A 24834-nucleotide genomic window follows, 5' to 3' on the forward strand; every position below is an offset into this window, starting at 1 on the left:
GAAAGACCGGGATTTGCAGCCTCCGCCGTAACACCGGATACCGACATCCTAGTAAGCTTCAGCTTCTACAAGAGGGTCGACCCGCGCGCCCGAATGCTGGTCGCCGACCTCCTGCGCTACCTCGAGCTCTGGGACCTGACGACCCGCGCCAAGCTTGCGCTGACGGCGGAGCTCGTCTGGTACGACGAGGAGTACCGAAAAGGGGAGGTGTCGATGCGTCCGAAGGACGGTCCGTTCGCGACGGGACACGCCTACGGCCTCCGCATCGTGCCCAACCCCGAGTACTTTAGCGGGCCGGGCCAGCCTACGGAGATGATCCATTTCTACGTCGGGGCGCGCCCTCGGGTCGTAGAGGCGATGATCAACGTTGTCCCGCAATTCGGGAGTCAGAAGAGACAGGCGAACATCTTCTTTAGCGAGCCCATGGAGATCACCACGACCCTCGGGGCGATCACGCTAGTGGACGACGTCACCGGCAAGAGTGGGCCAGGCAAGGTAGTCCCACGTGGGACCGAAATGTTCGCGGTGGAGCTCGGCCCACCTATCACGGGCGCGTGGAGCCCCGAGCATCCGCACACGCTGCGGGTAGCCTCCACGGCAACCTCTGCCAGTGGCCGTCGCCTCGACGGGACCTACCGCGGCGAAGGCGAGCCGCCCTCGGACTTCGTGCTGCGCTTCTCGAAGGCCGACGCGCACGCGATCTTCGGTGAACAACCCTGCTCCACGGTCCGGTACTACTGCATCTCGACGGATTGGTGGACTCCCAACGGTCCGACGGTCCCCGAGACGGGCTGCGTACTAGCCAACCAGGGGCCGGGCGGCGGGAACTGCCCCACGCCGGAGCCTTGATGGGGCACTGCGATGCCGGCAATCGCCAGTTTCACTTGGCTGCACCCCGGAGCGCCAAAATGAAATCCGAGCCGCTACGACCCACGCGAAGCTGCCGGACCTGCCTCTCACTCTGATCGCACCCGCAGCGCTCGCCCTTGACGCCTCCGGCAGCCCAGCTATCGTGGAACTGTCGTTGTTTCCCTCGGGGGGGAGTCCTTCAAGCGTGCGCCGTGGTGGATCGGAGCGCCTAGACCGGTTGCTACTCGTCGGGGTTGTTTGCGGCGGTGTATGCGGCGTCGTTAGCTGCGGTAGCCCCGAGGTCCCAGTGCCACCCTCGCCCACGAAGGCGTGGCTCAGCATCGAGGTGCCGGGGTTTGCGGCTTCCGCCGTGCGTCCGGAGGCCGACCTCCGCGTGAGCTTCAGCTTCTACAAGAGGGTCGATCCGCGCGCCCGGCTGCTGGTTGCCGACCTGCTGCGCTATCTCGAGCTCTGGGACCTCACGACCGGGATGAAGCTCGCGCTTACAGCCGAGCTCCTCTGGTACGACGAGGAGTACCACGAGGGGGAAGTGTCGTTCCGGCCCAAAGACGGTCCGTTCGTCACGGGACATGCCTACGGCCTCCGCATCGAGCCCAACCCGGAGTACTTCTACGGGCCGGACCAGCCTACGGAGATGACCCATTTCTACGTCGGAGCGCGACCACGGGTCGTGGAGGCGATGCTCATCCCGGTACCACCACTCGAGGATCAGAAACGGCAAGCCAACATCGTCTTTTCCGAGCCCATGGAGATCACCACGACTCTCGGAGCCATCACCCTCGTGGACGACGTCACCGGCAAGAGCGGGCCCGCCGCGGTCCGGGCGCGCGGCGGCGCGATAGCTGGAGTCGAGATCGGCCCGCCGCTCCAGGGCGCGTGGAGTCCCGAACATCCCCTCACCCTGCGGGTGGCGTCGACCGCGAGGTCCGTGACCGGCCACCGCCTCGACGGCGCCTACCGCGGCGAAGGCCAACCGCCCTCGGACTTCGTGCTGCGCTTCTCGAAGGCCGATGCACGCGCGATGTTCGGAGAGCAGCCCTGCGCCATGGTCGCCTACCTCTGCATCTCGAACAGGTGGTGGACACCGACCGGCCCCGTCCAGCCCGAGACGCGCTGCGTGCCCTCAAGCTCCTACGGCGCTAGCAATTGCGCCACGCCGGAGCCGCAGTAGGCGTGCGGCGGCGTTTGGATCGCTTTGTGACGGGCGGGATCACTCGGTCCAGGGCGATATCGCGTTGAACGCTCTCCCATAGCCCGCTATGGTGAAAGAGTCTCGTCTGGCGGATCTGGGGGTCCACTCCGCCACGCTTCCTCTTCAGCTCTGGAGCCATGCGATGGGTCGCACACTCAACGGCGCTCGCCCCATTCCTTTGCTCTCGCGGTCCTGGCTGCGGCAAAGCGCCCTGGCGGCCATGCTGCTTGTCGCGTGCGGCTCCGGCTGCGGGAGCGGCGGCAGCAGCAGCTCCTCGGGGAAGGCGATGGTCGGCGTGTGGGGGCCGGTCGCTGGTGCCTCGGATCAGGCACCTGAGCTCCAGCTCTTCGTGACCCTGGCCGGCGGCCTGGGCAACGCGAGCATTCCCACCCAGGCCGCTACCGCCCTGGCCAAGCACCTCGAGCTCTGGGACCTCACCACCGGGCAGGCCGTCGCCACGAGCCTCGGCGTGGGCACGCCGGACGGCGACAGGGGATGGACGATGCTCAAGCTCTCCCCGGCCGCGCCGCTCGTGAGGGAGCACGAGTACGGGGTCCGCCTCGCACCGCACCCGGACTACGAGGTCTACGGGGCCGCGAACGGCGAGCTGACGCACTTCTACGTCGGCTCGCGGCTGCGGGTGCGCGAGATCATCCTCAAGTCGGGGGGCGGAGGCAGCTCGGGCAAGGCGGGCCCGGGTCAAACGACGGTGGCCATCGAGTTCACCGAGGCGGTCTCCTCGCTGTCGCTCGCGGGGGCTTTGACGCTGACCAACCTCGGGACCGGGCAGAGCATCGCGCCGGCGCTCTACCCGGGCGGCCCCGCCGTTCGCTCGACGGGCCTCATGCTCCACACCCTGCCCCTCTGGGACCCCTCGCAGCGGCTGCGACTGACCCTCGCGAGCAGCGTGGCGACCCCGGGCGGTCAGCCGCTCGACGGCTTGTATCAGCTCCCGGGTGGCACCCCTGCCCGCTTCGATCTCACCTTCGAGCGGTCCGAGCTGGACATCGTCACCCCGGGTCAAGACGGGCTTGTGATCTATCGCTGCGGCTACACCAGGAACTGGTGGGTCGGCGGCAAGCCCACGCTCCCCCGACCGAGCTGCGCGAACCCGCTCATCTCCTCGGGCTGACGGCGGCATCCGCCATCGAAACCTCTCGCGGAGCTGCGAGGCTCGACCACTGTGTCGAACGCCAACGCCCCTGCATGGAGCATCACGTCCGGCACTCAGAGTAGACCCTCATCGGGATTGTCATGCATTGAATATGACCATCATAGTGCTACAATGGCGGTGCGAATGAACAGGTCGATCCCGCGTACGGCACGAGCGCGGACGGCGTTGGATCCCATAACGGACACGTCTCGCACATCATCGGCTGGGCAGCGTCCGGACTCTGGCCGGGAGGCGCGGACAACCTGATCGTCTGGCGCGAGCTCGCACGCGAGCTCTTCGAGCGCTGGGTGAACGGTGTCCCCGCGTAGCGGGTGGCACCTCGCGGCAGGGGCGGCCCTGCGCCTCGGGCATGGGCCGCGATCGAGGGTCAATAGCCGGGCAAGGGACCATAGGCGAGAAATCAACATGGCACACAAGTTCGCCCCCAACCTGCGTCGCCACGGAGCAGCGACACGTGCGCTCGTGGTGCTCGGCCTCGCGCTCCTTGGCGGCGGTTGCGATTCGAGAGACGGGTCGCCGGGTCGCGACGCCATCGCGGCCGCGGACCTCACGCCGGGCGATGGGCCGCGCGCCGACGGAAACCCCGGAGACGGGCAGCGCCCCGATGGCCGCCTGGGCGATGGGACACCGGCTGATCAGTCCATACACGATGGCCGCGTCGACGACGCGAAGGCGCCCGACGTGCGCGCCTTGGACGGCGGTCCACGCGACGCACTCTGGCGCGAGACCGTGCCTACCGACGCCCCGCCCCGCGATCTCGCGATCCCTGACGTTTCGCGCCTCGACGCTGCTTCGCCCCTCGACGCCAGTGCGCACGACGCCGCACCACACGAGGCCGGCGTCTCCGCCGACGGCTCGCTGCCGCCGGCCCAGGGCGAGATCTGCGAGGGGAGTGGCTGGTGCTGGATGAGCCCTACTCCCCCGGCGTGGAACTACAGGTTGGTGTGGGGTCTCTCGGGCTCGGAGGTCCTCGTCGTCGCCTCCGGGGCAACGGACGCCCAAGGCCAGGAAACCCACTCCTTCCTCCGGTATGGCACGACGTGGAGCGTAGCTTACGAACGGCCAGGCTCGTACGGCGACATCTGGGGCGCCGCAGGTCACATATTTGTCCCGGACTATGCGTCCAACGCCGTCCTTCACTACGACGGGTCCACGTTCAGCGCCGCCGCCGCCGGCACAGGCCCGAGCCGCGTATTCGGCTTTTCGCCATCGGAGGTGTATGCCCTGTGTTCGACTCCCGGATGCGCCAACGGCACGGCCGCCGTCCACCGCTTCGACGGCACGAGTTGGTTGCCCATGCCCGATACCCGTGACTGGAACCTGAGAGGGATCTGGGGGACCTCCGGAACGAACCTGTGGGTCAGTGGGGGCCCGTCTCCGTCTCCTCAGAACCCGTTCGTCCAGCCTGCGGGGCAGTTCCGACGCTTCGACGGCCAGGCCTGGCAGCTCGTCACGGTGCCTACGTCGGATCTCTTCCAATCGATTGCGGGCACCTCTCCCACCGACATCTACGCCGATAGCGGTGTTCGTCTGTGGCACTACGATGGGGTCTCGTGGACTGTCCGTGCCAGCGCACGTCCGCCAGGCCAGCGCCTCTGGATGCTAGGTTCGTCGACGTTGCTCAGTGCGGTTCCGAGTACTCCGAGCGTCTTCGATGGAACGGGCTGGACCTATCTCGACGCACCGATGCCGTGCAGCTTCGTCTGGGGGAAGGGCACCAAAGATCTCCTCGCCGCCGGCGGGAACGTGAACCGCAGCGGGCTCTATCGGTACGACGGGACGCGGTGGACGTGGCTCCGCTCAGGGATCACGCTCGAGGATTTCCACGACGTCTGGGGCGCCAGCGCGAGCAGCGTGTACGCGGCCGGTACGAGCGGCACCCTCGCACGCTTCGACGGCAAGACCTGGCGGCTGATCCCGTCGGGGACGACCGCGACCTTCGACCGCGTGAGGGGGAGCGGGCCGTCTTCCGCCTTCGCCTGGGGGCACGCAGGACCTGGCAGCGCCGCCCACGTGTTCTTCTCCGACAGCAGCTCGGCCCGGGCCCTGCCTTCCCCGGGGGTCCCGATCAACGACCTCTTCGCCCGGAGCCCGAACGAGGCCTACGCCGTGGGCGACGCGGGGTTCCTGGCGCGCTTCGATGGGCAGAGCTGGACGCGTATCCCGCACTACTACAGCTACGACTTCGTGAGTGTCACGGGGCTCGCGCCCCAGAAGCTCGTGCTGCTCAGTCGCAACGGTCGCATCGTGACCTTCGATGGAACATCCTGGTCGGACGTCAATCCGTACGACCGCGTGAGCGGCTTCGCGGGAACGCGCAACCCGCTGACCGCCGTGTGCAGCGACGGTGCAGCGACCCTGGCCGTGGTCGGCGACAACGGGCGGATTCTCGTCTTTGACGGGACCACGTGGAGCACGCGCTCACTCTTGCCATCCCCGTTCGGCACGGGGCCGAAGACCTGCGTGACCCTCGGCCCGAACGAGATCTGGTGGGGACCTCGGCGCTACCCGATGGACCCGGCCCCAATGCGCACCGCCACGCAGGCCCCCGTCCGCGCGATGTTCCCCTTCTCCACGGAGCTCTTCGCGGTCGGTGACGTGGGAACCATCGTTCATCGGAAACTCCCCTGAGGGCGGGGCGCGAACCCGCTCGTCTCCACGCCATGACGGCGGCGTCGAAGGCCGTCGTCGCGCTCGTTCTCGCCGGACTCCTGCTCTGCTCCGCACCGGCCGCGGCGAAGAACACCGCTACCACGGGCTCCACGATCCCGCCGGCCACGACCGCCGAGCCCGACCTGGACACGATCTACGTACTGTTCGCCGTAGGCCCTGGCGTGGGGCGCTTCGAGCGAACCAACTTCGTGGCCATGAGCCCCGGCCTCGGCTTCTATCAGGTCCGCTGGCGGTGGTTCGCCTTCACAGCCTTTGGCGTGCACGTCGATGCGGCGGCGGGCGGCGGAAACCTCGGCTTCGTCGTCCGCCTGGGTCCCGAGGCCGCCTTTCCGATCTACCTCGGGTGTTCGTGTCTGCTGCTCGGCCTCGGCCTGAAGTACGAGCTCCTCTCCGGCTTCAGACACGAAAGCCTCGGGCTCTTCCCTCTGGTGCCCTCGGTGTCCTGGATCCATCGCGGACCCGGGTGGCGCGCCGGCCTCGGGGTGAAGCTCGACTTCGTGGTCCCGGTCGCGTCGACGGGTGCGGCCGGGGACGGTCTCGAGGGGCTGGTCTCCTTCGTCGTCGCGCGCTAGGGCGTCGTCGTCGAGGGCGCTGCGTCTGACGCCACCTGCCCGACCCACGATCTGCCCGACTCACGTGCTTGTTCCCGGTCCGTGGCTACCCGCATGCTGGGCTCTCCTTCGCACTCACCATCCGAGGACTCCATGAGGACTGCATTCGCGACGATGGCCGCCGCCGGGTTCGTCCTGTGCGCGACGAGAGCCGCAGAGGCGCGGCAACCGATCGTGGCCGTGTTCAACGTCGAGGCCAAGGGCGTGGCGCTCGCGGATGAGACGCTGGATCGGCTGAGCGACTACCTCGGCTCCACGCTCGTCGCCACCGGGCGCTATCAGATCGTGCCGCGCAGCCAGATCAAGTCGCGGCTCGGGCAGCAGAAGCAGGACTCCTACAAGAAGTGCTACGAGCAATCCTGCCAGATCGACATCGGACGCGAGCTGGCGGCGCAGAAGGCGCTCACCACGCAGCTCATCAAGCTGGGCACGAGCTGCCGCATCAGCCTCACGCTCTACGATCTGAAGACCTCCACCGCCGAGAGCGCCGCCACGGGGAGCGCCGAGTGCACCGAGGACGCGCTGGTCACCGCGCTGGAGACGGCCGTCAAGCAGCTCACCCCCGCGAGCGCGGCGCGCTCACCGGCACCTGCCCAAGCGCCCGCGCCAGCGCCCGCCCCAACGCCGGCACCTGCGCCGGTCGCGTCGCCTCCGACATCGCCCTCCGTCGCCAGCGCGACACCGCAGGTACAGATTACCGGCGAGGCCGAACGGACGCGGTCCCCCGCCCCCTCGCCGTCACCCGACGAGCCCGACATGGGAACGATCTACTTTCTCCTCGGGCTTGGAGGGGGCGGCGGCAGTTTCGGCGGGGCGGCCTTCGGTACCGCCGACATAGGCACGAGCTTCTTTCTGCTCCGCTGGCGCTGGTTCGCGCTGACGATCCTCACGGCAAACTTCGGCGTGCTGATCGCCAGCCAGAACCCGGCCTTCGCGCTGCGCCTCGGGCCCGAGATAGCGCTGCCCATCTACCTGGCTCGGTCGTGTCTCCTTCCCGGCCTTGGAGCGAAGTACGAGATTTTCACCGGCTACGGGGGCCCCAGCGCTCAGATCTTCAACCTCGCCCCCTCGTTCTCCTGGCTTTACCGAGGTCCGGGTCGGCGGGTGGGCCTCGGGGCGAAGCTCGAGCTCGTGTTCCCGCTGACGCCGAACTACGTGTCCGGCGGCGTGACGGCGGTGGCCTCGTTCCTCCTCACGATCTAGCCCCCCTCCAACATCCATTGGTCCGAAGGTGCGCGAGCCCTCCGGTGGCCCGGGAAGTCACCCCGGACCGGGCCGGCCTCGGTCGGACCTGCAACCGGCCGTAAGCGCTCGACCGGACCGGTCGCGAGCCACCTGCTGTGCGCGGCACGACCAGTGCACTCCCCGGCCCAAAACCGGAGGAATGCATGTTCAGACGCGTCACCTCGGGCCTCGTCCTCGCGTTGCTCGCTGCCGGCTGTGGCGGCACGCTCCCCTCGAGCGCGGGCCGCTCGGACGGCGGGAGCGCCGAGACGGGCACGCAGCAGGAGCCGATCCGGCGGAGCGAGGCGGGCGGGCCGATCACCCCCGTCACCGACGGAGGCGCGGCGGTCCCCACCGACGGCGGCCCGGCCGTCACCGACGGCGGCGGAAAGCCCCCGACGGGCGATGGGCGCGTGGGTCCCCCGGGAGCCGCCTGCATGGCCACGCTCCCCGGCAAGCAGGAGCCGAAGCCCACCACGGAGACCGACACCTGCGACTGGATGGACTGGAGCCTCTCGTCGGACGGCTACTACTTCATCTCGGAGTTCGGCACCTCGGCGGACAAGTCCACCTGGGGCCGCGGCACGAGCTGCGGCGGGCTGCTCACGCACTACTCGAACTGGTGCTGCATGTACGACGACCACCAGAAGAAGTGCCTGGACGGACAGACCCCGCAGTTCCTCAAGTGCAGCGGCTGGGCCGACCCCCACGTGCCCAAGATCCCCTGGGTCAAGGGGACCGTCTCGTACGGCTACGACACCGTCGTCGGCCGCGTGAAGAGCTACTTCTTCGACGCCAAGGGGAACCTGAAGCCGGCCGCCGACACGATGAGCTTTCCGAACCCCGAGTACTTCTACGTGGCCGGGGCCCAGCGCTTCGGCTGCGGCGCGACCCTCCGCGTGACCAACACCGAGAACGGCCGCTGCGTCGTGGTCTACGTCGAGGACGGCGGTCCCGGCTCGCGCTACGAGCAGGCTCCCTACGCCGGGCGGCGGATCATCGACTCCTCGCCGGCGGTGGGGCGTTACCTCGGCAACACCAAGTCGGGCTGGAAGACCTCCACGCTCCTCCTCGTGGAATGGGGTCTACCGGGGGACCGCCCCGGCCAGCCCTGCACCCCGTGCGGCTCGACGGCCGCGAAGCAGGGGACCGAGAGCCAGCGCTCGATCTACGACATCAACCACTACGAGAACGCGCGCGGCGGGGTCGGCTGCCGCTGACCGGCCCGGGCCGCGCCCGCCTGCGGCACGGCACCGCGTCGCTCGCCGTCAGCGCCGCCCTCACCTCCGTACGAAGCGCAGCTCCATCAGGTAAATCTGCGTCCCCTCGTCGCTGAGCTGCCCCCGGATCCAGCTCCGCTCGGGGTCCGCCAGCGGCGAGGAGTAGTTCGCGATCAGAAAGCGGTGCGGCCCGCTGCGCACCACCGCCGGATAGGCCGTGTCCCCCGCCGAAGGCAGGTCCGCGAGGTGCACGACCTTCTGCGCGCGACGGTCGAGCACGTAGAGCGCGGTGCGCTTCGGCCTGAGCGAGTACTGCACGATGTTGCGGCTCCGTCGGTCGAGCAGCGGCAGCTCGCGCCGGCCCTGGTCAAAGGGCCCCCCCACGTCCCGCCGCGCCAGCAGGTAGACCTCCCCTTCGTGTTCGAAGAGCTGCGGCGAATCGTAGCGCTCGGGGTCCGCGGTCGTCGGACAGCTCCAGCGCGCGAGACGCGCCGGCGCCGCGCGACAGAGGTGCGAGCCGAAGCCCGAGGCGTCTCCGTCCTCGTTGCGCGTCACCACCCAGAGCGTCCCGCTGCCGTCGAAGGCGATGGCCGCCTCGGACACGCCGCCGTGATAGACCACGGGCCGCTCGCGCTCCACGGGCTCCCAGGTGCGCCCGTCGCGGCTCGTCTGGAAGAGCACGTCGATCGCCGCCAGCCCCTTGCCGTAGTGGTTCCCCACCTAGGAGGTCCTGTACGCGCGCCCGCCGTATAGCTCGAGGTCCCACAGCACCTCCCCCGGCCGGCCGAAGGGCTCCGCGCCGCTCCAGCGCCCCGGCCCGCGCCGGCTCATCCGCAAGAGCCGCTGCGGCTCGAAGGCCAGCGGATTGGTCCCCCCCTGGAAGTAATGGAGCGTGAGTCGTCCGCGCATCGACAGGAGCCGCGGCTCGCGCAGATCGTTCCCCGTGGCCACGCGATGCTCGAAGGCCCAGCTCTGCCCCTCGTCGGGAGAGGACATGACGTGCAGCGCCGCCTCGCTCGAGGCGAAATGGGTCGGTGCGCTCCGCCAGGCCAGAAAGAGCCGGCCCTCGTGGAGCGCGAGGTCCAGGTTGTTGTTCGCCGCTTGTGGCGCGAGCCGCGCCGGCAACCCGGCCGAGGGGATCACCCAGCGCGGGGCCGAGAGCTCGGGCCTCCAGTGGCCCAGCACCGCGCGCGTGCGACGCGCGGTCGCCTCCGCGGCCGGCGTCCCCGACGACACGGCATCGCCCGCGGCTCCACGGGGCGCAGGGGGCACCTCCGTCGAGGCGAGCTGACAGGCGAGCGAGGCGAGGAATGCGGCGGGGACCAGCGCGATGGCGTGCTTCATTTCGTACTGCGAAGCGTAGCAGGTCGAACCCTGCCGACCAGGCCGACGATGCGAAGCAGGCCAACGATCATTCCCGCGAGATCTGGAGACGCCCCCCGGCGACGCGCTGCAGACAGCCGTGCGCAGCGCTGAGCATCCGGGCCTTTGTCGGCCGCCTCGCGTGGCACCTCGCTTGCTCAGGCGCCGCGGCATGACGCGAACCCCACCCCGACGCCCCGCCCACCCCGCACTCCTCTCCCTCGGTCTCGCGCTCGTCGCCGCCTGCGGTCCCGACGACCTCCTCGAGCGCAAAGCCACGAGCTCCGCCTTCGCGCCCCAAGCGGCGCCCTACTCCCCCGGCAGCGGTCTTCGCACCGGCGTGGTCAGCGGTCGCATCTACGCCGACCTGGCCGACCACGCCACCGAGCGCCTGCGCGACCTGTCGGCCCTTGGCGCGCGCCTCTTGCGCGTGGAGATCGAGCACACCACTCCCTGGCGCGACTACCGCGCCATCCAGCGGGCCGCACGGCACGCGGGGATCGACCTCCTCGCGCTCTTCTCGATCAACAGCCTCTGGCGGGACTGGGCCCTGGGCCGCGCCACGGCCTCGTCGGGCGCCCTCCCCGAGACCGGCGGCTCGCGCCACCCCTACGACCCCCTCGCCCCGAGCCGCGAGGAGTACGTGAACCAGTACCTCCCGCGCGCGATCCAGGCCTTCGACCGCCTGCTCGCCGAGCTACCGGGGCTCGCCTTCGTCGAGCTCTGGAACGAGCCCGAGGGCTTCGGCTTCGCGCCGCTCGCCACCGGCGAGATCACCTGCCGGAAGGTCATCGGGGGCACCTGCGTGCTCTGGCGCAACACCTGTCGCCCGCAGGAGGGCGCCTACCGCTACGCGCTCCTCGTCGCGCGCCTCTACGAGCACGTGCACCAGAAGCGCCTCCGGGGCGAGGCGACCCCGCAGCTCGCGGCCTTCGACTTCTCGCGGCTCGATAACCGTTGCTGGCGCTCGGCCGTCTTCAACGCCGAGCCGATCGGCAACCATCGCGGGAGCTATCGACCGGCGCACGGCCTGGCCGACGGGCTGCCGACGGACATCGTGAGCATCCACGCCTACGGCAACACCGCGAGGGCCCCCTGGGAGCCGGGCTACCAGTTCAAGGCGAGCACCCTCGAAGACGGTCTCGCGGACTTCCTGCGCGCCCGCTTCGCCGACGGACGGCCGGCGATAGGTGACCGCCCGGTCTGGATCACCGAGGTCGGCTACGGCCTGAACACCTTCACGCGCGAGGAGCGCGGAGACCTGCAGGCCCGCGCGCTCCGCCACGCCTTTCAGACCTTCGCGCGCTACCCGTCGGTCACCGCGGCCTTCTGGTACAGCTATCGCGACGACGAGGCGGGGCCGGGGAGCGAGGGTCATCGGTACGGCCTGCGCTACAACTCCGCCCGCGGCTTCGCCCCGCACGAAGAGACGTACCGCGCCTTTCAGGAGGTCTCGGGGATTACTTCCGCGGCAAGGTGATCGTGAAGACCGCGCCACCGTCGGGGCCGGGGGTGTGCTCGATGGTCCCTCCGTGCGCGAGGACGGCCTTCCGGCACATCCACAGGCCGAGGCCCGTCCCCTGCCGCCCCTTGGTGGTCACGAAGCCGTCCCACAAGCGGCGCACCACCTCGGGCGAGATGCCGGGCCCGTTATCGGCGACGCGCACCACGGCGCGACTCTCGTTCGCCTCGACGGAGAGCGAGACGCGCCCCGAGCCCTTCGGGCAGGCCTCGGCGGCGTTCTTGAGCAGGTTCACGAGCACCTGCTGGATCTTCTTCACGTCGAGCGACATCTTCACCGGCGTCGGCGGCAGCTCGAGCGCCACCGCCCGCAGCGCTCGCCCGGCGGGAAAGAGCCGGAGGAGCGTGGCCGCCGACACGACCGTCTCGTTCAGGTCCACGCGCTCCCGTTCGAGCTGCAACGGATCCCCACCCTTGGCGAAGAGGCGCAGCGCGTCGGTGAGCAGCTGGAAGGCGTCGAACCCGCGCTCGAGCAGCTCGAAGTGCGGACCCAGCTCGCGCCCCGCCTGCCAGTCGCCGCGGAGCTCGTCGATCACGGTGAAGACCGTGGCGATGTTCGTCAGCTCGTGCACGAGCCCCGAGGTGAGCTGCCCGATCGCCGCGAGCCGCTCGCGGTGCAGGAGCTGCTCGCTGAGCGCGCGGTTCTCTTTGCAGCGCTCGTAAAGCTCGGTGGCGTTCACGAGCGTGGCGATGACGTCCTGCGCCTGCCACGGCTTCATGATGAAGCGGTGCACCTGGCCGTCGTTGATCGCGGAGACCGCGTCGTCGAAGCTCATGTAGGCCGTGAGCAGGATGCGGGGCAAATCGGGGTTCCGTCGCCGCACCTCCGCCAGGAACTCCGTGCCGCTCATGGGGTCCATGCGCTGGTCGCTGACCACCACGGTGAACTCGTGCTGGCCGAGGAGCTCGAGCCCCTGGACGGCGCTCCCGGCGGTGACCACGTCGGCGTGCCCGCCGAAGGTGGCCTCGAAGACGCGCAGCGTGTCGACCTGATCGTCCACGTAGAGCACGAACGGCCGGCGGCTCTGCGCACCGCTGGCCCAGCTCGTGGAATCGTGCTGTTCGAGAAAGCGCTCGCCCATGGATGACCCGCTGACTGCCTCTATACTACGCCGCCTCCGGAGACACCGCGGCCGTTTTCGGCTAGGCTCGCCGCGTGCTCCCGACGCGTCGCTCCCGGATTCGCCGCATGCTGATCGCCCTGCTGGTCCTCACGCTCACCCTGTCCGGCCTCTTCCTCTGGGCCGCGGGGGGGATCCAGCGCCCGCGCCACTTCGAGGGCGAGATCGTGGATCAGGCGCCGGTCGTGGGCCTCCCCGCCGCACCCGCGACGGAGAAGCTCACCATCATGACCTGGAACATGGCCTACGCGCGAGGCCCGAACCCCGACAACACCAAGAACGACCCCGATCCGAAGGAGGTCGTGGAGCGCCGCCTGAAGGAGATGGGCGCGCTCATCCGGTCCAAGAAGGTGGACGTGCTGCTCCTGCAGGAGGTGGACTTCGACGCCGCCCGCAGCCACCGCATCGATCAGATCGCGAAGCTCGCCGAGGCGAGCGGCCTGCGCTACACCGCGCGCGCGGTGACCTGGCGCGCGAACTACGTCCCCTACCCCTACTGGCCACCGAGCCGGCACTACGGCCGCGTCCTCTCGGGAGGCGCGGTGCTGAGCCGCTACCCGATCCGGGCCAATCTGGTCACGTTGCACCCCAAGCCGAAGCGCCACGCCTGGTACTACAACCTGTTCTACCTCTTCCGCTTCACGCAGCGGGTGCGGCTGGCCGTCGGACAGAAACAGCTCTGGGTCGTAAACAACCACCTGGAGGCCTTCGACAAGGAGAACCGCGCCGAGCAGGCCCAGGCCCTGGTCGGCCTGCTGCACGCCCTGCCGACCGAAGACCCGCTGCTCGTGGTGGGTGGAGACCTGAACACCACCCCCCCCGAGGCGCAGAAGAAGCACGGCTTCCCCGACGAGCCCGAGGACGACTATCGCGAAGACGAGACGCTGCCCATCCTGCGCAAGCTCTCCGCGCTGCGCGAGCTCGTGACCCCCGAGGAGTACCGCGCGAACGAAGGCGCCTTCTTCACCTTCCCGAGCGAGGCGCCCACGCGGCGGCTGGACTATCTCTTCGCCAGCACCCGCGCGGCGGTCCTCAGGCGCGAGTTTCCGGCCACGCGGGACTTCTCCGATCACCGCCCCGTCATCGCCGAGCTGAAGCTCCCGTAGCACCGGACTGTCGGCCGGGCTGCCGGCCACTGGCCCGCGGGCGACCCCTGCCCCCTACCGCGTACGCCGCTACGCACCTACCTCCGCACACTGAGGCGGCCCGACGACACCCGAACTCAACCTGGGTGAGTTGGTGGTCGCGCGGAGAGGCGTCTGATCCGACACAGATCATTGAAATACCTAAGCATTTATGATATGGGACATTTTTGTGTACGGTGCACGGCCGCGTGGCATGTGCCGTGCTATATCGCTCGGCGTCGTGTGCCCGACCAGGGCTGGTCGGACCCTTTTTGATTGATTGACCGGGCGGGCTCGTGGTAGCCAGGCTCGGTTTTGACGCGGAAAGTCGGAGCACCATGGGGAAGCTCAAGACCTCGAAGCCCGGCGTCGAAATCTCGCTCGACCCGCTGCCCCGCAGGAAGGCCCGCGCGAACGGCAATGGCCACGGCCGCACGTCGGGCTCGAACGGGGAGGTGATCTACCACTCGCCCGGTTCCACCGGCGGACGCAAACCGCAGGTCCTCTTCATCTGCGGCTCGCTCAACCAGACGCAGCAAATGCACCAGGTGGGGCAGCAGCTCTCGGACTGCGACTGCTGGTACACGCCCTATTACGCCACCGGCATCATGGAGCTCTGGCGTCGGCTTCACTTCCAGGAGTGGAGCATCGCCGGCTACCGCTGGCGGCGCGTCGCGATGAACTACCTCGTGGGGCACGACCTCCAGCTCGACCTGCACGGACGGCGCGGACCCTACGACCTCGTCGTCACCTGCTCGGACCTCGTCATCCCCGGCAACCTGATGGGCGCGCCGCTCGTCGCCGTGCAGGAGGGGATCCTCGACCCCGAGAACTGGCTCTACCGCGTCTGCTACCGCTTCCGCTGGCTCCCCCGCTGGTTCCCCGGCACCTCGATGACGGGGCTCTCGGGGGTCTACGAGCGCTTCTGCGCCGCGAGCGAGGGCTACAAGGACCACGTCGTGGCCCGCGGCGCCGACCCGAAAAAGGTCGTGGTCACCGGCATCCCGAACTTCGACAACATCGAGCGCTTCCGCGACAACGACTTCCCCTACAAAGGCTTCGTGCTGGTCTGCACCTCCGACACGCGCGAGACCTTCAAGCGGGACGACCGCCGCGGCTTCATCCGGCGCTGCGTGGAGATCGCGAAGGGGCGCCAGCTCATCTTCAAGCTGCACCCGAACGAGCGCTTTCCGCGGGCGGTGCGCGAGATCAACGAGGAGGCCCCCGGCGCCCTCGTCTACACCTCCGGCGTGGCCGAGCACATGATCGCCAACTGCGAGGCGCTCATCACGCAGTACTCCTCGACGGTCTTCGTGGGCATGACGCTCGGCAAGGAGTGCCACTCGTACTTCGACCTGGACGACGTTCGGCGCCTGATGCCGGTCCAGCACCGGTCGGCCGCGCGGAAGATCGCCAACGTCTGCCGCGAGCTCCTCGGACTGGCGCCGGTCGAGGCCGCCGCAAGCCGCGAGGACGCCGCAAGCCGCGAGACCGCCCCGGCCCGAGACGACGTCGACGGCAACGCCCCGCCGCAGCCCTCGGCGAACCGGGCCAGGACAGCCCGCGCATGAGCCCGCGAATCGCCGTGCTCGTACAGGCCCGCACGGGCTCCTCCCGCCTGCCCGGCAAGGTGCTTCTCCCCCTCGCGGGAGAGCCGCTCCTCGCCCGCATGCTCGAGCGCGTCCGCGCCGCGCGCACGCCCTTCGTACTGCAGGTCATCACCACCACCGACGCGAGCGACGACCCGGTGCGCACCCTCTGCGCCGCGCTCGGCGTCCCCTGCTACAGCGGGCACCCGACCGACCTCCTCGACCGCCACGTGCAGGCCGCGCGCGCTCTCGAGGCCGACGTGGTGGTGAAGGTCCCCTCGGACTGTCCGCTCATCGACCCGGAGGTGATCGACCGCGTCCTCGCCGCGTACCTCGCGCGCCCGGGCGAGCTCGACTTCGTCTCGAACCTGCACCCCGCCACCTACCCCGACGGCAACGACGTGGAGGTGATGCCCCTCCCGGTGCTCGAGGAGGCCTGGCGCGAGGCCCGTCGCCCGCTCGAGCGCGAGCACACGACCCCCTTTCTCTGGGAGCAGCCCGCGCGCTATCGCCTGGCCAACGTGGCCTGGGAGAGCGGACTCGACTATTCGATGACCCACCGCTTCACCATCGACTACCCCGAGGACTACGCCTTCCTCGCCGCGGTCTACGAGGCGCTCTATCGCCCCGAACGGCCGATCTTCCCGCTCGAGGAGATCCTGGCCTACCTCGAGGCCCACCCCGAGGTAACGGCGCTCAACGCGCGCTACGCCGGGGTGAACTGGTACCGGAACCATCTGCACGAGCTAGAGACCATCAGCGCGAGCCAGACGCGCTCCGAGGTGCGTTCATGACCCAGCAAACCGTTTCACCGACGGCGCGGAGCCCCCACGCCGAGCTCGAGGCACTCGCCCTGCGCGTGCGCGAGCACATCATCCGCATGGCCACCAAGGGCGGCTGCTTCATCGGCGCGTCGCTCTCGTGCGCGGACCTGCTCGTGCACCTCTATTCGCGCGTGCTCCGCGTCTCGCCGGAGACGGTCGCCGACCCGAACCGGGACTACCTGCTCCTCTCGAAGGGGCACGACGTGCCCGCCCTCTACGGCACGCTGGCCGAGCTCGGCTACTTCCCGCGCGAGCGGCTGAAGGAGCACCTCAAGACCACGGACAGCATCTACTGGCACCCGAACCGCGCCATCCCGGGGATCGAGTTCCACTCGGGCTCGCTCGGGCACCTGCTCTCGGTGGGGCTCGGCATCGCGCTCGACGTGAAGCGCCAGCAGGCGGATAACCGCGTCTTCGTCGTCCTCGGCGACGGCGAGTGCAACGAGGGTTCCGTCTGGGAGGGGTGCCTGGTGGCCGGGGCGCACAAGCTGGACAACCTGGTGGCGATCGTGGACCGCAACGAGTTCCAGGCCAACATCCGCACCGAGGAGCTCATCCCCCTCGAGCCGCTCGACGCGAAGTTCCGCGCCTTCGGCTGGGCCGTGAAGACCATCGACGGGCACTCCTTCGCCGAGCTCGAGGAGGCCTTCGCGCACCTGCCCTACGAGAGCGGCAAGCCCACGGCGGTCATCGCCCGCACCGTGCGCGGCAAGGGCCTCCCCTCGATCGAACGTCGCGCCGACCGCTGGTTCGTGAACTTCACCGCCCCCGAGGTGGAGATGCTCCTCAAGGAGCTCCACGACGGTGTGGCGAGCCAACTCACCTCCGAGACCCTGATGGTGCGCTGATGCAGCTCGGACGCTACGAAGAGATCCTCATCGACCTGGCCCGCAAGAGCGACCGGCTGATGGTCATGACCGCCGAGAACCGCGCGGCGATCCGCAACCTGCCGGGCATCATCCCCGAGCGCTTCATCGACGTCGGGATCTGCGAGCAGACGATGATCGGCGCGGCGGCCGGGCTGGCGCTTCGCGGACGCACGCCGATCGTGCACGCGCTGGCCACGTTTCTGGCCTTCCGGGCCTACGAGTTCATCCGCACCGACGTGGGGATCCCGGGGCTCCCGGTGAAGCTCGTGGGCGCCGTGGCCGGCTTTCTCTCCGACGGGAACGGCCCGACGCACCAGGCCCTGGAGGACCTCTCACTGATGCGCGGCATCCCCGGGATGCACGTCTTCTGCCCCGCCGACGAGGACGAGCTGGTGGGCGCGCTCCCGACGCTGATCGAGAATCCCGCCCCCTGGTACGTGCGCTACAACGTGCTGCCGGCGGCCGTCCCGCACACCGCCCCCTTCCAGGTCGGCAAGGCCGAGGTGCTCGCGCAGGGCAAGGACGTGACGCTGCTGACCTACGGGTTCCTCCTGCGCGAGGCGGCGAAAGCGAAGGAGCTCCTCGAGGCGCAGCACCTCTCGGTGGGGCTGGTCAATATGCGCATGCTCAAGCCGCTCGACGAGGCCGCGGTGCTGGCCGCCGCGAAGCAGAGCAGCCTGCTCGTGACGATCGAGGACCACTTTCAGACGGGCGGGCTCTACTCGGCGCTGGGCGAGACGATGCTCAAGCACCGCCAGAGCGCGCGCGTCCTGCCCATCGCGCTGGAAGAGCGCTGGTTCAAGCCGGGGCTCCTCCCCGACGTGCTCGAGCACGAGGGATTCACGGGGGCCAAGCTCGCGCAACGCATCGTGCGGGCGCTCTAACGGAGGGGATGAAGATGCCGAACGGCGTGCGCTTCAACGACCAGTACCCGACGATCACCGAGTCCGACAAGCTCTACGCCCGGGCGCTGGGGCTCATCCCGGCGGTGACCCAGACCCTCGCCAAGGGCCCCGGGCAGTACGTCCGCGGCGTCGCGCCGAAGTACCTCGCGCGCGGCAAGGGGAGCCACGTCTGGGACGTGGACGGCAACGAGTACATCGACCTCACGATGGGCGTCGGGCCGCTCTCGCTCGGCTACGCCTACCCGGCGGTGGACGAGGCGATCAAGCGCCAGCTCGCCGACGGGATCACCTTCTCGCTCATGCACCCGCTCGAGGTGGAGGTGGCCGAGCTGGTGAAGGAGGTCGTCCCCGGCGTGGAGAGCGTGCGCTTCTCCAAGACCGGCTGCGACGCGACGAGCGCCGCGGTGCGCCTGGCCCGGGCCTACACCGGCAAGAACAAGGTCCTCTGCTGCGGCTACCACGGCTGGCACGACTGGTACATCTCCGTCACCGACCGCAACAAGGGGATCCCCCAGGCGGTGCAGGACCTGACCTACACCTTCAACTACAACGACCTCGCGGGGGTCGCGGACTCGATCGACGACGACACGGCCTGCGTGATCCTGGAGCCGATCGTCTTCGAGGCGCCGAAGGGCAATTTCCTCGCCGACCTGCGCAAGCTCTGCGACGCGCGCGGCGTGCTGCTCATCTTCGACGAGATGTGGACCGGCTTTCGCCTGAGCCTCGGCGGCGCGCAGGAATACTTCGACGTGCGGGCCGACCTCTGCACCTTCTCCAAGGCCGTCGCGAACGGCATGCCGATCTCGATCCTGGCCGGCAAGAAGGAAGTCATGCAGCTCTGCGAGCAGGACGTCTTCTTCTTCACCACCTTCGGCGGAGAGGCGCTCTCGCTCGCGGCCACCAAGGCCACGATCAGCGAGCTCCGCGACAAGAAGGTCTGCGAGCAACTCGCCGCGCAGGGCCGAAAGCTCCGCGAGGGCTACAACGCGCTCGCGAAGGGCCTGTCGATGGACTACACGGCCTGCACCGGCTTCGACTGCCGCACCATCGTCACCTTCGACGCCAAGGCCGGAAACCCCCTCGAGATGAAGTCCCTGCTCCAGCAGGAGCTGATCCGCGCGGGCGTCCTGTGGGGGGGCTTTCACAACATGAGCTACTCCCACAGCGATGCCGACGTGAGCCACATCCTCGCCGCCTACGAGCGCTGCCTGCCGGTCCTGAAGGCGGCCGTCTCCGACGGAAACGTGCGCGGCGCGCTCCGGGGCGAGCCGGTGGTCCCCGTCTTCCGCAAGACCTCGAACTTCAACCTCAAGCCCCAACCCAAGAGCAAGTGAGGCGCACCATGTCCTCTACCGTCGAAGCGCAGTTCTCGCTCAGCGGCAAGGTGGCCATCGTGACCGGGGCCCTCGGGCTCCTCGGTAAGGAGCACTGTCACGCGCTCGCCGGGGCCGGCGCCACGCTCGTCGCGGTGGACCTGGACGGGCCCGGCTGCCAGGCCTTCGCGACGGAGCTGGGCCGCACCTACGACCGCCCGTGCCTCGGGGTCGGGGTGAACATCACCTCGCCCGAGGAGCTCACGGCGCTGCGCGACCAGGTGCTCGCGCGCTTCGGTCGGATCGACGTGCTCGTGAACAACGCCGCCGTGAACGACAGCTTCGAGAACCCGTCGCTCGCCGCCGAGCAGTCCCGCTTCGAGAAGTATCCGCTGGAGAAGTTTCGCGCGGCGCTGGACGTGAACGTGACCGGCACGCACCTCTGCTGCCAGCTCCTCGGCACGCCGATGGCCGAGCGAGGCGAAGGCAGCATCATCAACGTGGCCTCGACCTACGGCCTCGTCGCGCCGGACCAGTCGATCTACCGCCGCCCCGACGGCAGCCAGGCCTTCCACAAGTCCCCCGTGTATTCGGTGACCAAGGGGGCCGTGATCATGCTGACCAAGTTTCTCGCCGCCTACTGGGGCGAGAAGGGCGTGCGCGTGAACACGCTCTCGCCGGGGGGCGTGGAAAACGGGCAAGACGCGTTTTTCGTGCAAAACTACGCGCGCAAGACGCCGCTCGGGCGCATGGCCCAGCCCGGGGACTACCGCGGCGCGCTCGTCTTTCTGGCGAGCGACGCGTCGGCGTACATGACCGGGGCGAACCTGGTCGTGGACGGCGGCTGGACCTGCTGGTGAGGTGAGCGACGTGCACCTGGCCCGCCACACGATCCGCGGCACGCTCCAGCTCCCCGAGGAGGAGCTCGCGCTACGCGCGCGGCGCGTCCGGCTCGTGCTCACGGACGTGGACGGCACGCTCACCGACGGCGGGGTCTACGTCTCGCCCGAGGGGGAGGCGCTGAAGAAGTTCTCGCTGCGGGACGGGATGGGGGTCGAGCGGCTGCGCGAGGCGGGGGTCGAGACGGCCTTCATCACGCGCGAACGCTCCCCGATCGTGGCCCGCCGGGCGGAGAAGCTGAAGCTCACGTTCCTCTACATGGGGCTCCTGGACAAGCTGGCCCACCTGGACCGCATCCTCGAGGAGACTGAGCTTTCCGTCGAGCAACTGGCGTACATCGGGGACGACGTGAACGACCTGGGTATACTTCGGGCGATCGGCGAGACGGGGTTGACCGGCGCCCCGTCCGACGCCATGCCCGAGGTCAAAGAGACTGTGCACTACCTATGCGTGGAACCGGGGGGGCGCGGAGCGTTCCGCGACTTCGCCGAGCTGATTCTCAACCTGAGGTGACACATGGGCAAAGGAACGATCGAGATCCGGGGACGGAGGGTAGGGGTTGGGCATCCGGTCTTCGTCGTCGCCGAAATCGGCATCAACCACAACGGCTCGGTGGAGCTGACCAAGAAGCTCATCGACGGCGCGGTCCTCGCCGGCTGTGACGCGGTGAAGTTCCAGAAGCGGACCCCCGAGCTGTGCGTGCCGAAGGATCAGTGGCAGCTCGAGCGGGACACGCCCTGGGGCCGCATGACCTATATCGATTACCGGCGGAAGATCGAGTTCGGCCACGACGAGTACGCGGCGATCGACCGCTACTGCCGGGAGAAGGGCATCCTCTGGACCGCCTCCTGCTGGGACGAGCCGTCGGTGGACTTCATGGAGCACTTCGCGCCGGCCTTCTACAAGGCCGCGTCGGCGTCGCTCACGGACCTGCCGCTCCTGCGCAAGATGAAGGGCACGGGCCGGCCGCTGATGATCTCCACCGGCATGTCCACGATGGAGGAGATCCGCGCGGCGGTGGCCGGCGTGGGCAAGGAGAACCTGCTCATCGCGCACGCCACCTCGAGCTACCCCTGCCCGGTGGAGGAGCTGAACCTGAAGATGATCCAGACCCTCCGCGAGGAGTGGCCGGAGTGCCCGGTCGGGTACTCGGGGCACGAGGTGGGCCTGGCCACGACCTGGGCCGCGGTGGCGCTCGGGGCCTGCTTCGTGGAGCGGCACATCACGCTGGACCGGGCCATGTGGGGCACCGACCAGGCCGCCTCCGTCGAGCTCGGCGGGCTGATGCGCCTGGTCTCGAACATTCGCGAGATCGAGCGCGCCCTCGGCGACGGGATCAAGCGGGTCTACGAGCGCGAGCTCCCGCAGCGCGCCAAGCTCCGCCGCGTACAGCCTACGAGCGCCAGCGCCGTCGAGCGCAAGCCCTCCTCGGGCAACGGCAAGCACGTGCGCCTGTAATATCCCGGCAGAACCCCCCGCGCTCCCTCTTCTGATCGGCGTCAAGCCCGCGCCTCTCCGCGGCTTTCGCAGTCCCCCCCGACGTAACGCACCCCCTGCCGCGACGTACTCAGCTCCGGGGACTCCCCTTCCGCCGGAGCGCGCGCGTCATGCAAAGCTGGGCCTACATCTCGGCCGGGATCATCATGGGCTCCTCGGTGGTCTATGTGGCCCTCGAGAAGCTCTACCCGTACGACCCGGGCCACAAGCTCTTCCGGCGCGGCTTCGCGCTCGACTTCGTCTGGTACAGCCTGATCCAGAGCTACCTCCTCGGGCTCCTCATCGGCCTCGTGATCGAGAGCCTGGACAAGGGCACGGGCCTCTCGCGGCTGCACCTCGTCTCGGCGTGGCCCTTCTGGGCCCAGCTCCTCTTCTTCTTCGTGGTGCACGACCTCTACATCTACTGGTTCCACCGCTGGATGCACGTGAACAAGTACCTCTGGCGGTTGCACGAGGCGCACCATTCCTGCGAAGAGGTGGATTGGGTGGCCGGCTCGCGCTCGCACCCGCTCGAGATCATGATCAACCAGACCATCGAGTTCGCGCCGATGGTGCTGCTCGGCGCGCACCCGGCGCTGCCCGTGACCAAGGCCACGATGGACGCGCTCTGGGGCATGTTCATCCACTCGAACGTGGGGGCCCGTCTCGGCTGGCTGAACTACGTCATCAACGGGCCCGAGATGCACCGGTGGCACCACGCCACGAACTACAAGCCCCCCGGGATGAACTACGGCACCAAGCTCGCCCTCTGGGACTGGCTCTTCGGCACGGCCTATCTGCCCAGGGAGAAGCCCGCCGCCTACGGCCTGCCCGAGGTGAAGTTTCCGACGGGCCCGATCGGGCAGACGCTCTTCGCCTTCCGTCGCTTCGACCCCCCGGCCCCGCCCGCCGAGGCCACCGCTCCCGTCGAGGCCGTCCCGGCCGGCCGCGCCCCCGAGAGCGCCGCGCACCAGAGCTAAGGGCCCACGGCTCCAACGCTCACTGGACCGAGTTCGCGCCTGCGACTCCGATCGGCCAACGACCCCGCGAGCCACTCCGCGTCGCTCCTGCCGATTTGACTCGTCTTCCCGGCCGTCGCCTTTCGGCACGCCGCGTGCTCAGGGCCGCCGCAAATCCCACGACGAAGGAGCGGCACGAATGTTTCGCACGCAGAAGGGGAAGCTTGTGAGCTGGCTCGGCGCCGCCGGGATCGCCGTCTCGTCGGTGAGCTGCGGCTCGAGCCCGGTGACCACGATCGACGACGAGCCCGCCGAGACGCGCGGCAAGGCCGACACCGGCGGGATCCGCGAGGGGAGCCTCGAGGCCGACGGCATTCTGAAGGTGGCCAACGAGTCGAGCTACCGTGCGCTCTGCAACGAGAAGGAAGCGGGGCTCTGCTCGCTCGGCTACAACGGCTGGCGCGCCACGACAAACATCCTCGCCTACCGGCGCGGGGACAACCCGTCCGAGCGCAAGACCTTCAGCTCGCTCACCGAGCTCGACAACGTCCCCTTCGTCGGGCCGCGCACCTTCGCCAAGCTCCTCGATTACGCCAAGCGCAAGGGGTGGGTCGCCTCGTATAGCTGCGTGGTGCGCAAGGTGGACGGCGTGATGGCCGGCGAAACGTACAAGGTGCGTAACATCCGCGAGGCCTACTACGCGGACAACGGCACGCTTCAGGCCGAGGTCTACCGCTTCACCCAGGATGCCGACCACTCCCCCGAGATCGCCTGGGCCAACAAGGACGCCGAGCTGAAGGAGCTCCTGGCGGATCCCGACGCGCGCGGGCTCATCCCGCGCCAGAAGTTCCTCTACCAGAACGACGCCCTCGGCCGGCCGGTACAGATGAGCCAGAACACGGTCAACGCCACCGATCCGCGGTCCATGCTCGAGACCCTGACCTACGACGCGAACGGCCTCCTGCTGACCGACCGCGAGGTCACGAAGAGCGCGGGAAACACCCCGGCCGACCGCCTGCTGAGCCGCATCTGGGAGGTCGAACGGGCGGCGACGGGGGAAGAGCGGGCGGCGACGGTCTACCGGATGCTCGGCAGCCGACCCTCGTACCAGAAGCTGCGGGTAGAGACGACCCCGGGCGCCGATGGGCGGCCGGCGCACAAGCGCCTCGTCCTCGTCGACGAGCAGGCCAAGACCAGCAAGCCGATCTACGACTTCGAGCTGCGCTACACGGTGGAACAGGGCCGGGCGGTCAAGGTGGAGTGGATCGAGACGCTGAACCAGGCGCTCACCGTGACCTTCGACTACGCCTACAACGCCGCGGGCAAGGTGCTCACCGAGAAGCGCACGATCGCCTATGACGTGAGCACCGAGGCCGGCACGCTGGCGGTCGTGAACCCGGGTCTCAAGGACCATCGCTCGGCGAAGAGCGAGCGGGTGACGACCTTCAACTACGACGCGAGCGGCAAGCTCTCCGGCAAGTCGGTCAGCGCGTCGTGGCTGGGCAAGATCGAGATGGGCGGGGGGATGGTCAACCTGGACATGGGCATGAACGCGACGTGCGAGTTTGACCAGGCCAACCGCCTCGTGCGGGCGCACCGGGTCGAGACCGGCACTCCCGTGCCGTCCGGCGGCGACAAGGTCGAGCGTGAGCTCCTGACCGTGACCTCCCCCGGCTGCGACGCCGTCCTGGCCAAGGGCGCGCCCATACCGACCAACCCGCTCCGCGGCAACAGCGCCCTCGACGCCGGCTGCGACGCGTGGCACGACCTGAACGACGGCACCTTCGACTTCGGTGGCGCCGACGAGCTCTTCCTCTCGCTGTACGGCGGTCTGGACAGCCTCCCCGTCGAGTAGCCTGCAGGCGATCGTCCGCCCCTACCCCGCGCCGCCCGACAATCCGAGAGCC

The 24834-nt window shown here is 69.1% G+C and carries 22 protein-coding genes; 19 read left to right on the plus strand and 3 right to left on the minus strand.

All coding sequences use genetic code 11. The features are described from left to right. Positions 1-93: 93 nt before the first annotated feature. The 7 genes from IT371_09235 to IT371_09265 all read left to right on the plus strand — a co-directional run bounded on the left by IT371_09235 (position 94) and on the right by IT371_09265 (position 8964). Positions 94-849, plus strand: coding sequence for a hypothetical protein (locus IT371_09235; GenBank protein MCC6747827.1), 756 nt, complete (start codon positions 94-96; stop codon positions 847-849). 307 nt (positions 850-1156) lie between these two features. Beyond that, positions 1157-2041 (plus strand): hypothetical protein, encoded by an 885-nt coding sequence (locus IT371_09240; GenBank protein MCC6747828.1) that lies wholly within the window; start codon positions 1157-1159, stop codon positions 2039-2041. Between the two features lie 163 nt (positions 2042-2204). Continuing rightward, complete coding sequence (locus IT371_09245) at positions 2205-3194, plus strand: hypothetical protein (GenBank protein MCC6747829.1); 990 nt, start codon at positions 2205-2207, stop codon at positions 3192-3194. A 1338-nt stretch (positions 3195-4532) separates the two neighbouring features. Next, the gene (locus IT371_09250) at positions 4533-5867 is read left to right on the plus strand and encodes a hypothetical protein (GenBank protein MCC6747830.1); all 1335 of its coding nucleotides are present in this window, start codon (positions 4533-4535) and stop codon (positions 5865-5867) included. 32 nt (positions 5868-5899) lie between these two features. Continuing rightward, on the plus strand, positions 5900-6481 hold the full coding sequence (locus IT371_09255) for a hypothetical protein (GenBank protein ID MCC6747831.1): 582 nt from the start codon (positions 5900-5902) through the stop codon (positions 6479-6481). Positions 6482-6613: 132 nt separating this feature from the next. Further along, entirely contained in the window at positions 6614-7723 is a 1110-nt protein-coding gene (locus IT371_09260; protein ID MCC6747832.1) for a hypothetical protein, read from the plus strand. Between the two features lie 185 nt (positions 7724-7908). Continuing rightward, positions 7909-8964 carry a hypothetical protein gene (locus IT371_09265; GenBank protein ID MCC6747833.1) on the plus strand — a complete coding sequence of 352 codons (1056 nt, stop codon included), beginning with the start codon at positions 7909-7911 and terminating at the stop codon, positions 8962-8964. Positions 8965-9024: 60 nt separating this feature from the next. Here IT371_09265 and IT371_09270 read toward each other — a convergent pair whose 3' ends face one another. Continuing rightward, positions 9025-9684: a hypothetical protein gene (locus IT371_09270; protein ID MCC6747834.1), complete on the minus strand. Its 660-nt coding sequence runs from the start codon at positions 9682-9684 to the stop codon at positions 9025-9027. Next, on the minus strand, positions 9685-10308 hold the full coding sequence (locus IT371_09275) for a hypothetical protein (protein MCC6747835.1): 624 nt from the start codon (positions 10306-10308) through the stop codon (positions 9685-9687). A gap of 190 nt (positions 10309-10498) precedes the next feature. Here IT371_09275 and IT371_09280 point away from each other — a divergent pair, with 190 nt between their 5' ends. Continuing rightward, on the plus strand, positions 10499-11806 hold the full coding sequence (locus IT371_09280) for a hypothetical protein (GenBank protein ID MCC6747836.1): 1308 nt from the start codon (positions 10499-10501) through the stop codon (positions 11804-11806). Here the strand turns inward: IT371_09280 and IT371_09285 are convergent. Then, positions 11787-12929 carry a hybrid sensor histidine kinase/response regulator gene (locus IT371_09285; GenBank protein MCC6747837.1) on the minus strand — a complete coding sequence of 381 codons (1143 nt, stop codon included), beginning with the start codon at positions 12927-12929 and terminating at the stop codon, positions 11787-11789. The genes IT371_09280 and IT371_09285 overlap by 20 nt on opposite strands. A gap of 107 nt (positions 12930-13036) precedes the next feature. Between IT371_09285 and IT371_09290 the strand changes: the two genes are divergently transcribed. From IT371_09290 to IT371_09340, 11 genes are all read left to right on the plus strand, one after another. After that, the gene (locus IT371_09290) at positions 13037-14074 is read left to right on the plus strand and encodes an endonuclease/exonuclease/phosphatase family protein (protein MCC6747838.1); all 1038 of its coding nucleotides are present in this window, start codon (positions 13037-13039) and stop codon (positions 14072-14074) included. A 356-nt stretch (positions 14075-14430) separates the two neighbouring features. Further along, positions 14431-15663: a hypothetical protein gene (locus tag IT371_09295; GenBank protein MCC6747839.1), complete on the plus strand. Its 1233-nt coding sequence runs from the start codon at positions 14431-14433 to the stop codon at positions 15661-15663. Next, entirely contained in the window at positions 15660-16475 is an 816-nt protein-coding gene (locus IT371_09300) for a glycosyltransferase family protein (protein MCC6747840.1), read from the plus strand. Before IT371_09295 ends, IT371_09300 begins: the two co-directional genes overlap by 4 nt. Next, on the plus strand, positions 16472-17353 hold the full coding sequence (locus IT371_09305) for a transketolase (GenBank protein MCC6747841.1): 882 nt from the start codon (positions 16472-16474) through the stop codon (positions 17351-17353). Before IT371_09300 ends, IT371_09305 begins: the two co-directional genes overlap by 4 nt. After that, entirely contained in the window at positions 17353-18258 is a 906-nt protein-coding gene (locus tag IT371_09310) for a transketolase (GenBank protein ID MCC6747842.1), read from the plus strand. The genes IT371_09305 and IT371_09310 overlap by 1 nt, the downstream gene beginning before the upstream one ends. 14 nt (positions 18259-18272) lie before the next feature. Beyond that, positions 18273-19613, plus strand: coding sequence for an aminotransferase class III-fold pyridoxal phosphate-dependent enzyme (locus IT371_09315; protein ID MCC6747843.1), 1341 nt, complete (start codon positions 18273-18275; stop codon positions 19611-19613). Positions 19614-19621: 8 nt separating this feature from the next. Further along, on the plus strand, positions 19622-20452 hold the full coding sequence (locus tag IT371_09320) for an SDR family oxidoreductase (protein MCC6747844.1): 831 nt from the start codon (positions 19622-19624) through the stop codon (positions 20450-20452). Between the two features lie 31 nt (positions 20453-20483). Next, entirely contained in the window at positions 20484-21005 is a 522-nt protein-coding gene (locus IT371_09325; GenBank protein ID MCC6747845.1) for a 3-deoxy-D-manno-octulosonate 8-phosphate phosphatase, read from the plus strand. 3 nt (positions 21006-21008) lie between these two features. Continuing rightward, on the plus strand, positions 21009-21950 hold the full coding sequence (locus tag IT371_09330; GenBank protein MCC6747846.1) for an N-acetylneuraminate synthase family protein: 942 nt from the start codon (positions 21009-21011) through the stop codon (positions 21948-21950). A 149-nt stretch (positions 21951-22099) separates the two neighbouring features. Then, positions 22100-22948: a sterol desaturase family protein gene (locus IT371_09335; GenBank protein MCC6747847.1), complete on the plus strand. Its 849-nt coding sequence runs from the start codon at positions 22100-22102 to the stop codon at positions 22946-22948. 178 nt (positions 22949-23126) lie between these two features. Beyond that, positions 23127-24782: a hypothetical protein gene (locus tag IT371_09340; GenBank protein MCC6747848.1), complete on the plus strand. Its 1656-nt coding sequence runs from the start codon at positions 23127-23129 to the stop codon at positions 24780-24782. Positions 24783-24834: the final 52 nt, after the last annotated feature.

The organism is Deltaproteobacteria bacterium (assembly GCA_020848905.1).
Taxonomy (GTDB): Bacteria; Myxococcota_A; Polyangia.

Coding starts and splice junctions, on each gene's coding strand:
- IT371_09235 (MCC6747827.1), top strand. CDS start 94: ATGCTGGTCGCCGACCTCCTGCGCTACCTCGAGCTCTGGGACCTGACG.
- IT371_09245 (MCC6747829.1), top strand. CDS start 2,205: ATGGGTCGCACACTCAACGGCGCTCGCCCCATTCCTTTGCTCTCGCGG.
- IT371_09250 (MCC6747830.1), top strand. CDS start 4,533: ATGCCCGATACCCGTGACTGGAACCTGAGAGGGATCTGGGGGACCTCC.
- IT371_09255 (MCC6747831.1), top strand. CDS start 5,900: ATGACGGCGGCGTCGAAGGCCGTCGTCGCGCTCGTTCTCGCCGGACTC.
- IT371_09260 (MCC6747832.1), top strand. CDS start 6,614: ATGAGGACTGCATTCGCGACGATGGCCGCCGCCGGGTTCGTCCTGTGC.
- IT371_09265 (MCC6747833.1), top strand. CDS start 7,909: ATGTTCAGACGCGTCACCTCGGGCCTCGTCCTCGCGTTGCTCGCTGCC.
- IT371_09275 (MCC6747835.1), bottom strand. CDS start 10,308: ATGAAGCACGCCATCGCGCTGGTCCCCGCCGCATTCCTCGCCTCGCTC.
- IT371_09280 (MCC6747836.1), top strand. CDS start 10,499: ATGACGCGAACCCCACCCCGACGCCCCGCCCACCCCGCACTCCTCTCC.
- IT371_09285 (MCC6747837.1), bottom strand. CDS start 12,929: ATGGGCGAGCGCTTTCTCGAACAGCACGATTCCACGAGCTGGGCCAGC.
- IT371_09290 (MCC6747838.1), top strand. CDS start 13,037: ATGCTGATCGCCCTGCTGGTCCTCACGCTCACCCTGTCCGGCCTCTTC.
- IT371_09295 (MCC6747839.1), top strand. CDS start 14,431: ATGGGGAAGCTCAAGACCTCGAAGCCCGGCGTCGAAATCTCGCTCGAC.
- IT371_09300 (MCC6747840.1), top strand. CDS start 15,660: ATGAGCCCGCGAATCGCCGTGCTCGTACAGGCCCGCACGGGCTCCTCC.
- IT371_09305 (MCC6747841.1), top strand. CDS start 16,472: ATGACCCAGCAAACCGTTTCACCGACGGCGCGGAGCCCCCACGCCGAG.
- IT371_09310 (MCC6747842.1), top strand. CDS start 17,353: ATGCAGCTCGGACGCTACGAAGAGATCCTCATCGACCTGGCCCGCAAG.
- IT371_09315 (MCC6747843.1), top strand. CDS start 18,273: ATGCCGAACGGCGTGCGCTTCAACGACCAGTACCCGACGATCACCGAG.
- IT371_09320 (MCC6747844.1), top strand. CDS start 19,622: ATGTCCTCTACCGTCGAAGCGCAGTTCTCGCTCAGCGGCAAGGTGGCC.
- IT371_09330 (MCC6747846.1), top strand. CDS start 21,009: ATGGGCAAAGGAACGATCGAGATCCGGGGACGGAGGGTAGGGGTTGGG.
- IT371_09335 (MCC6747847.1), top strand. CDS start 22,100: ATGCAAAGCTGGGCCTACATCTCGGCCGGGATCATCATGGGCTCCTCG.
- IT371_09340 (MCC6747848.1), top strand. CDS start 23,127: ATGTTTCGCACGCAGAAGGGGAAGCTTGTGAGCTGGCTCGGCGCCGCC.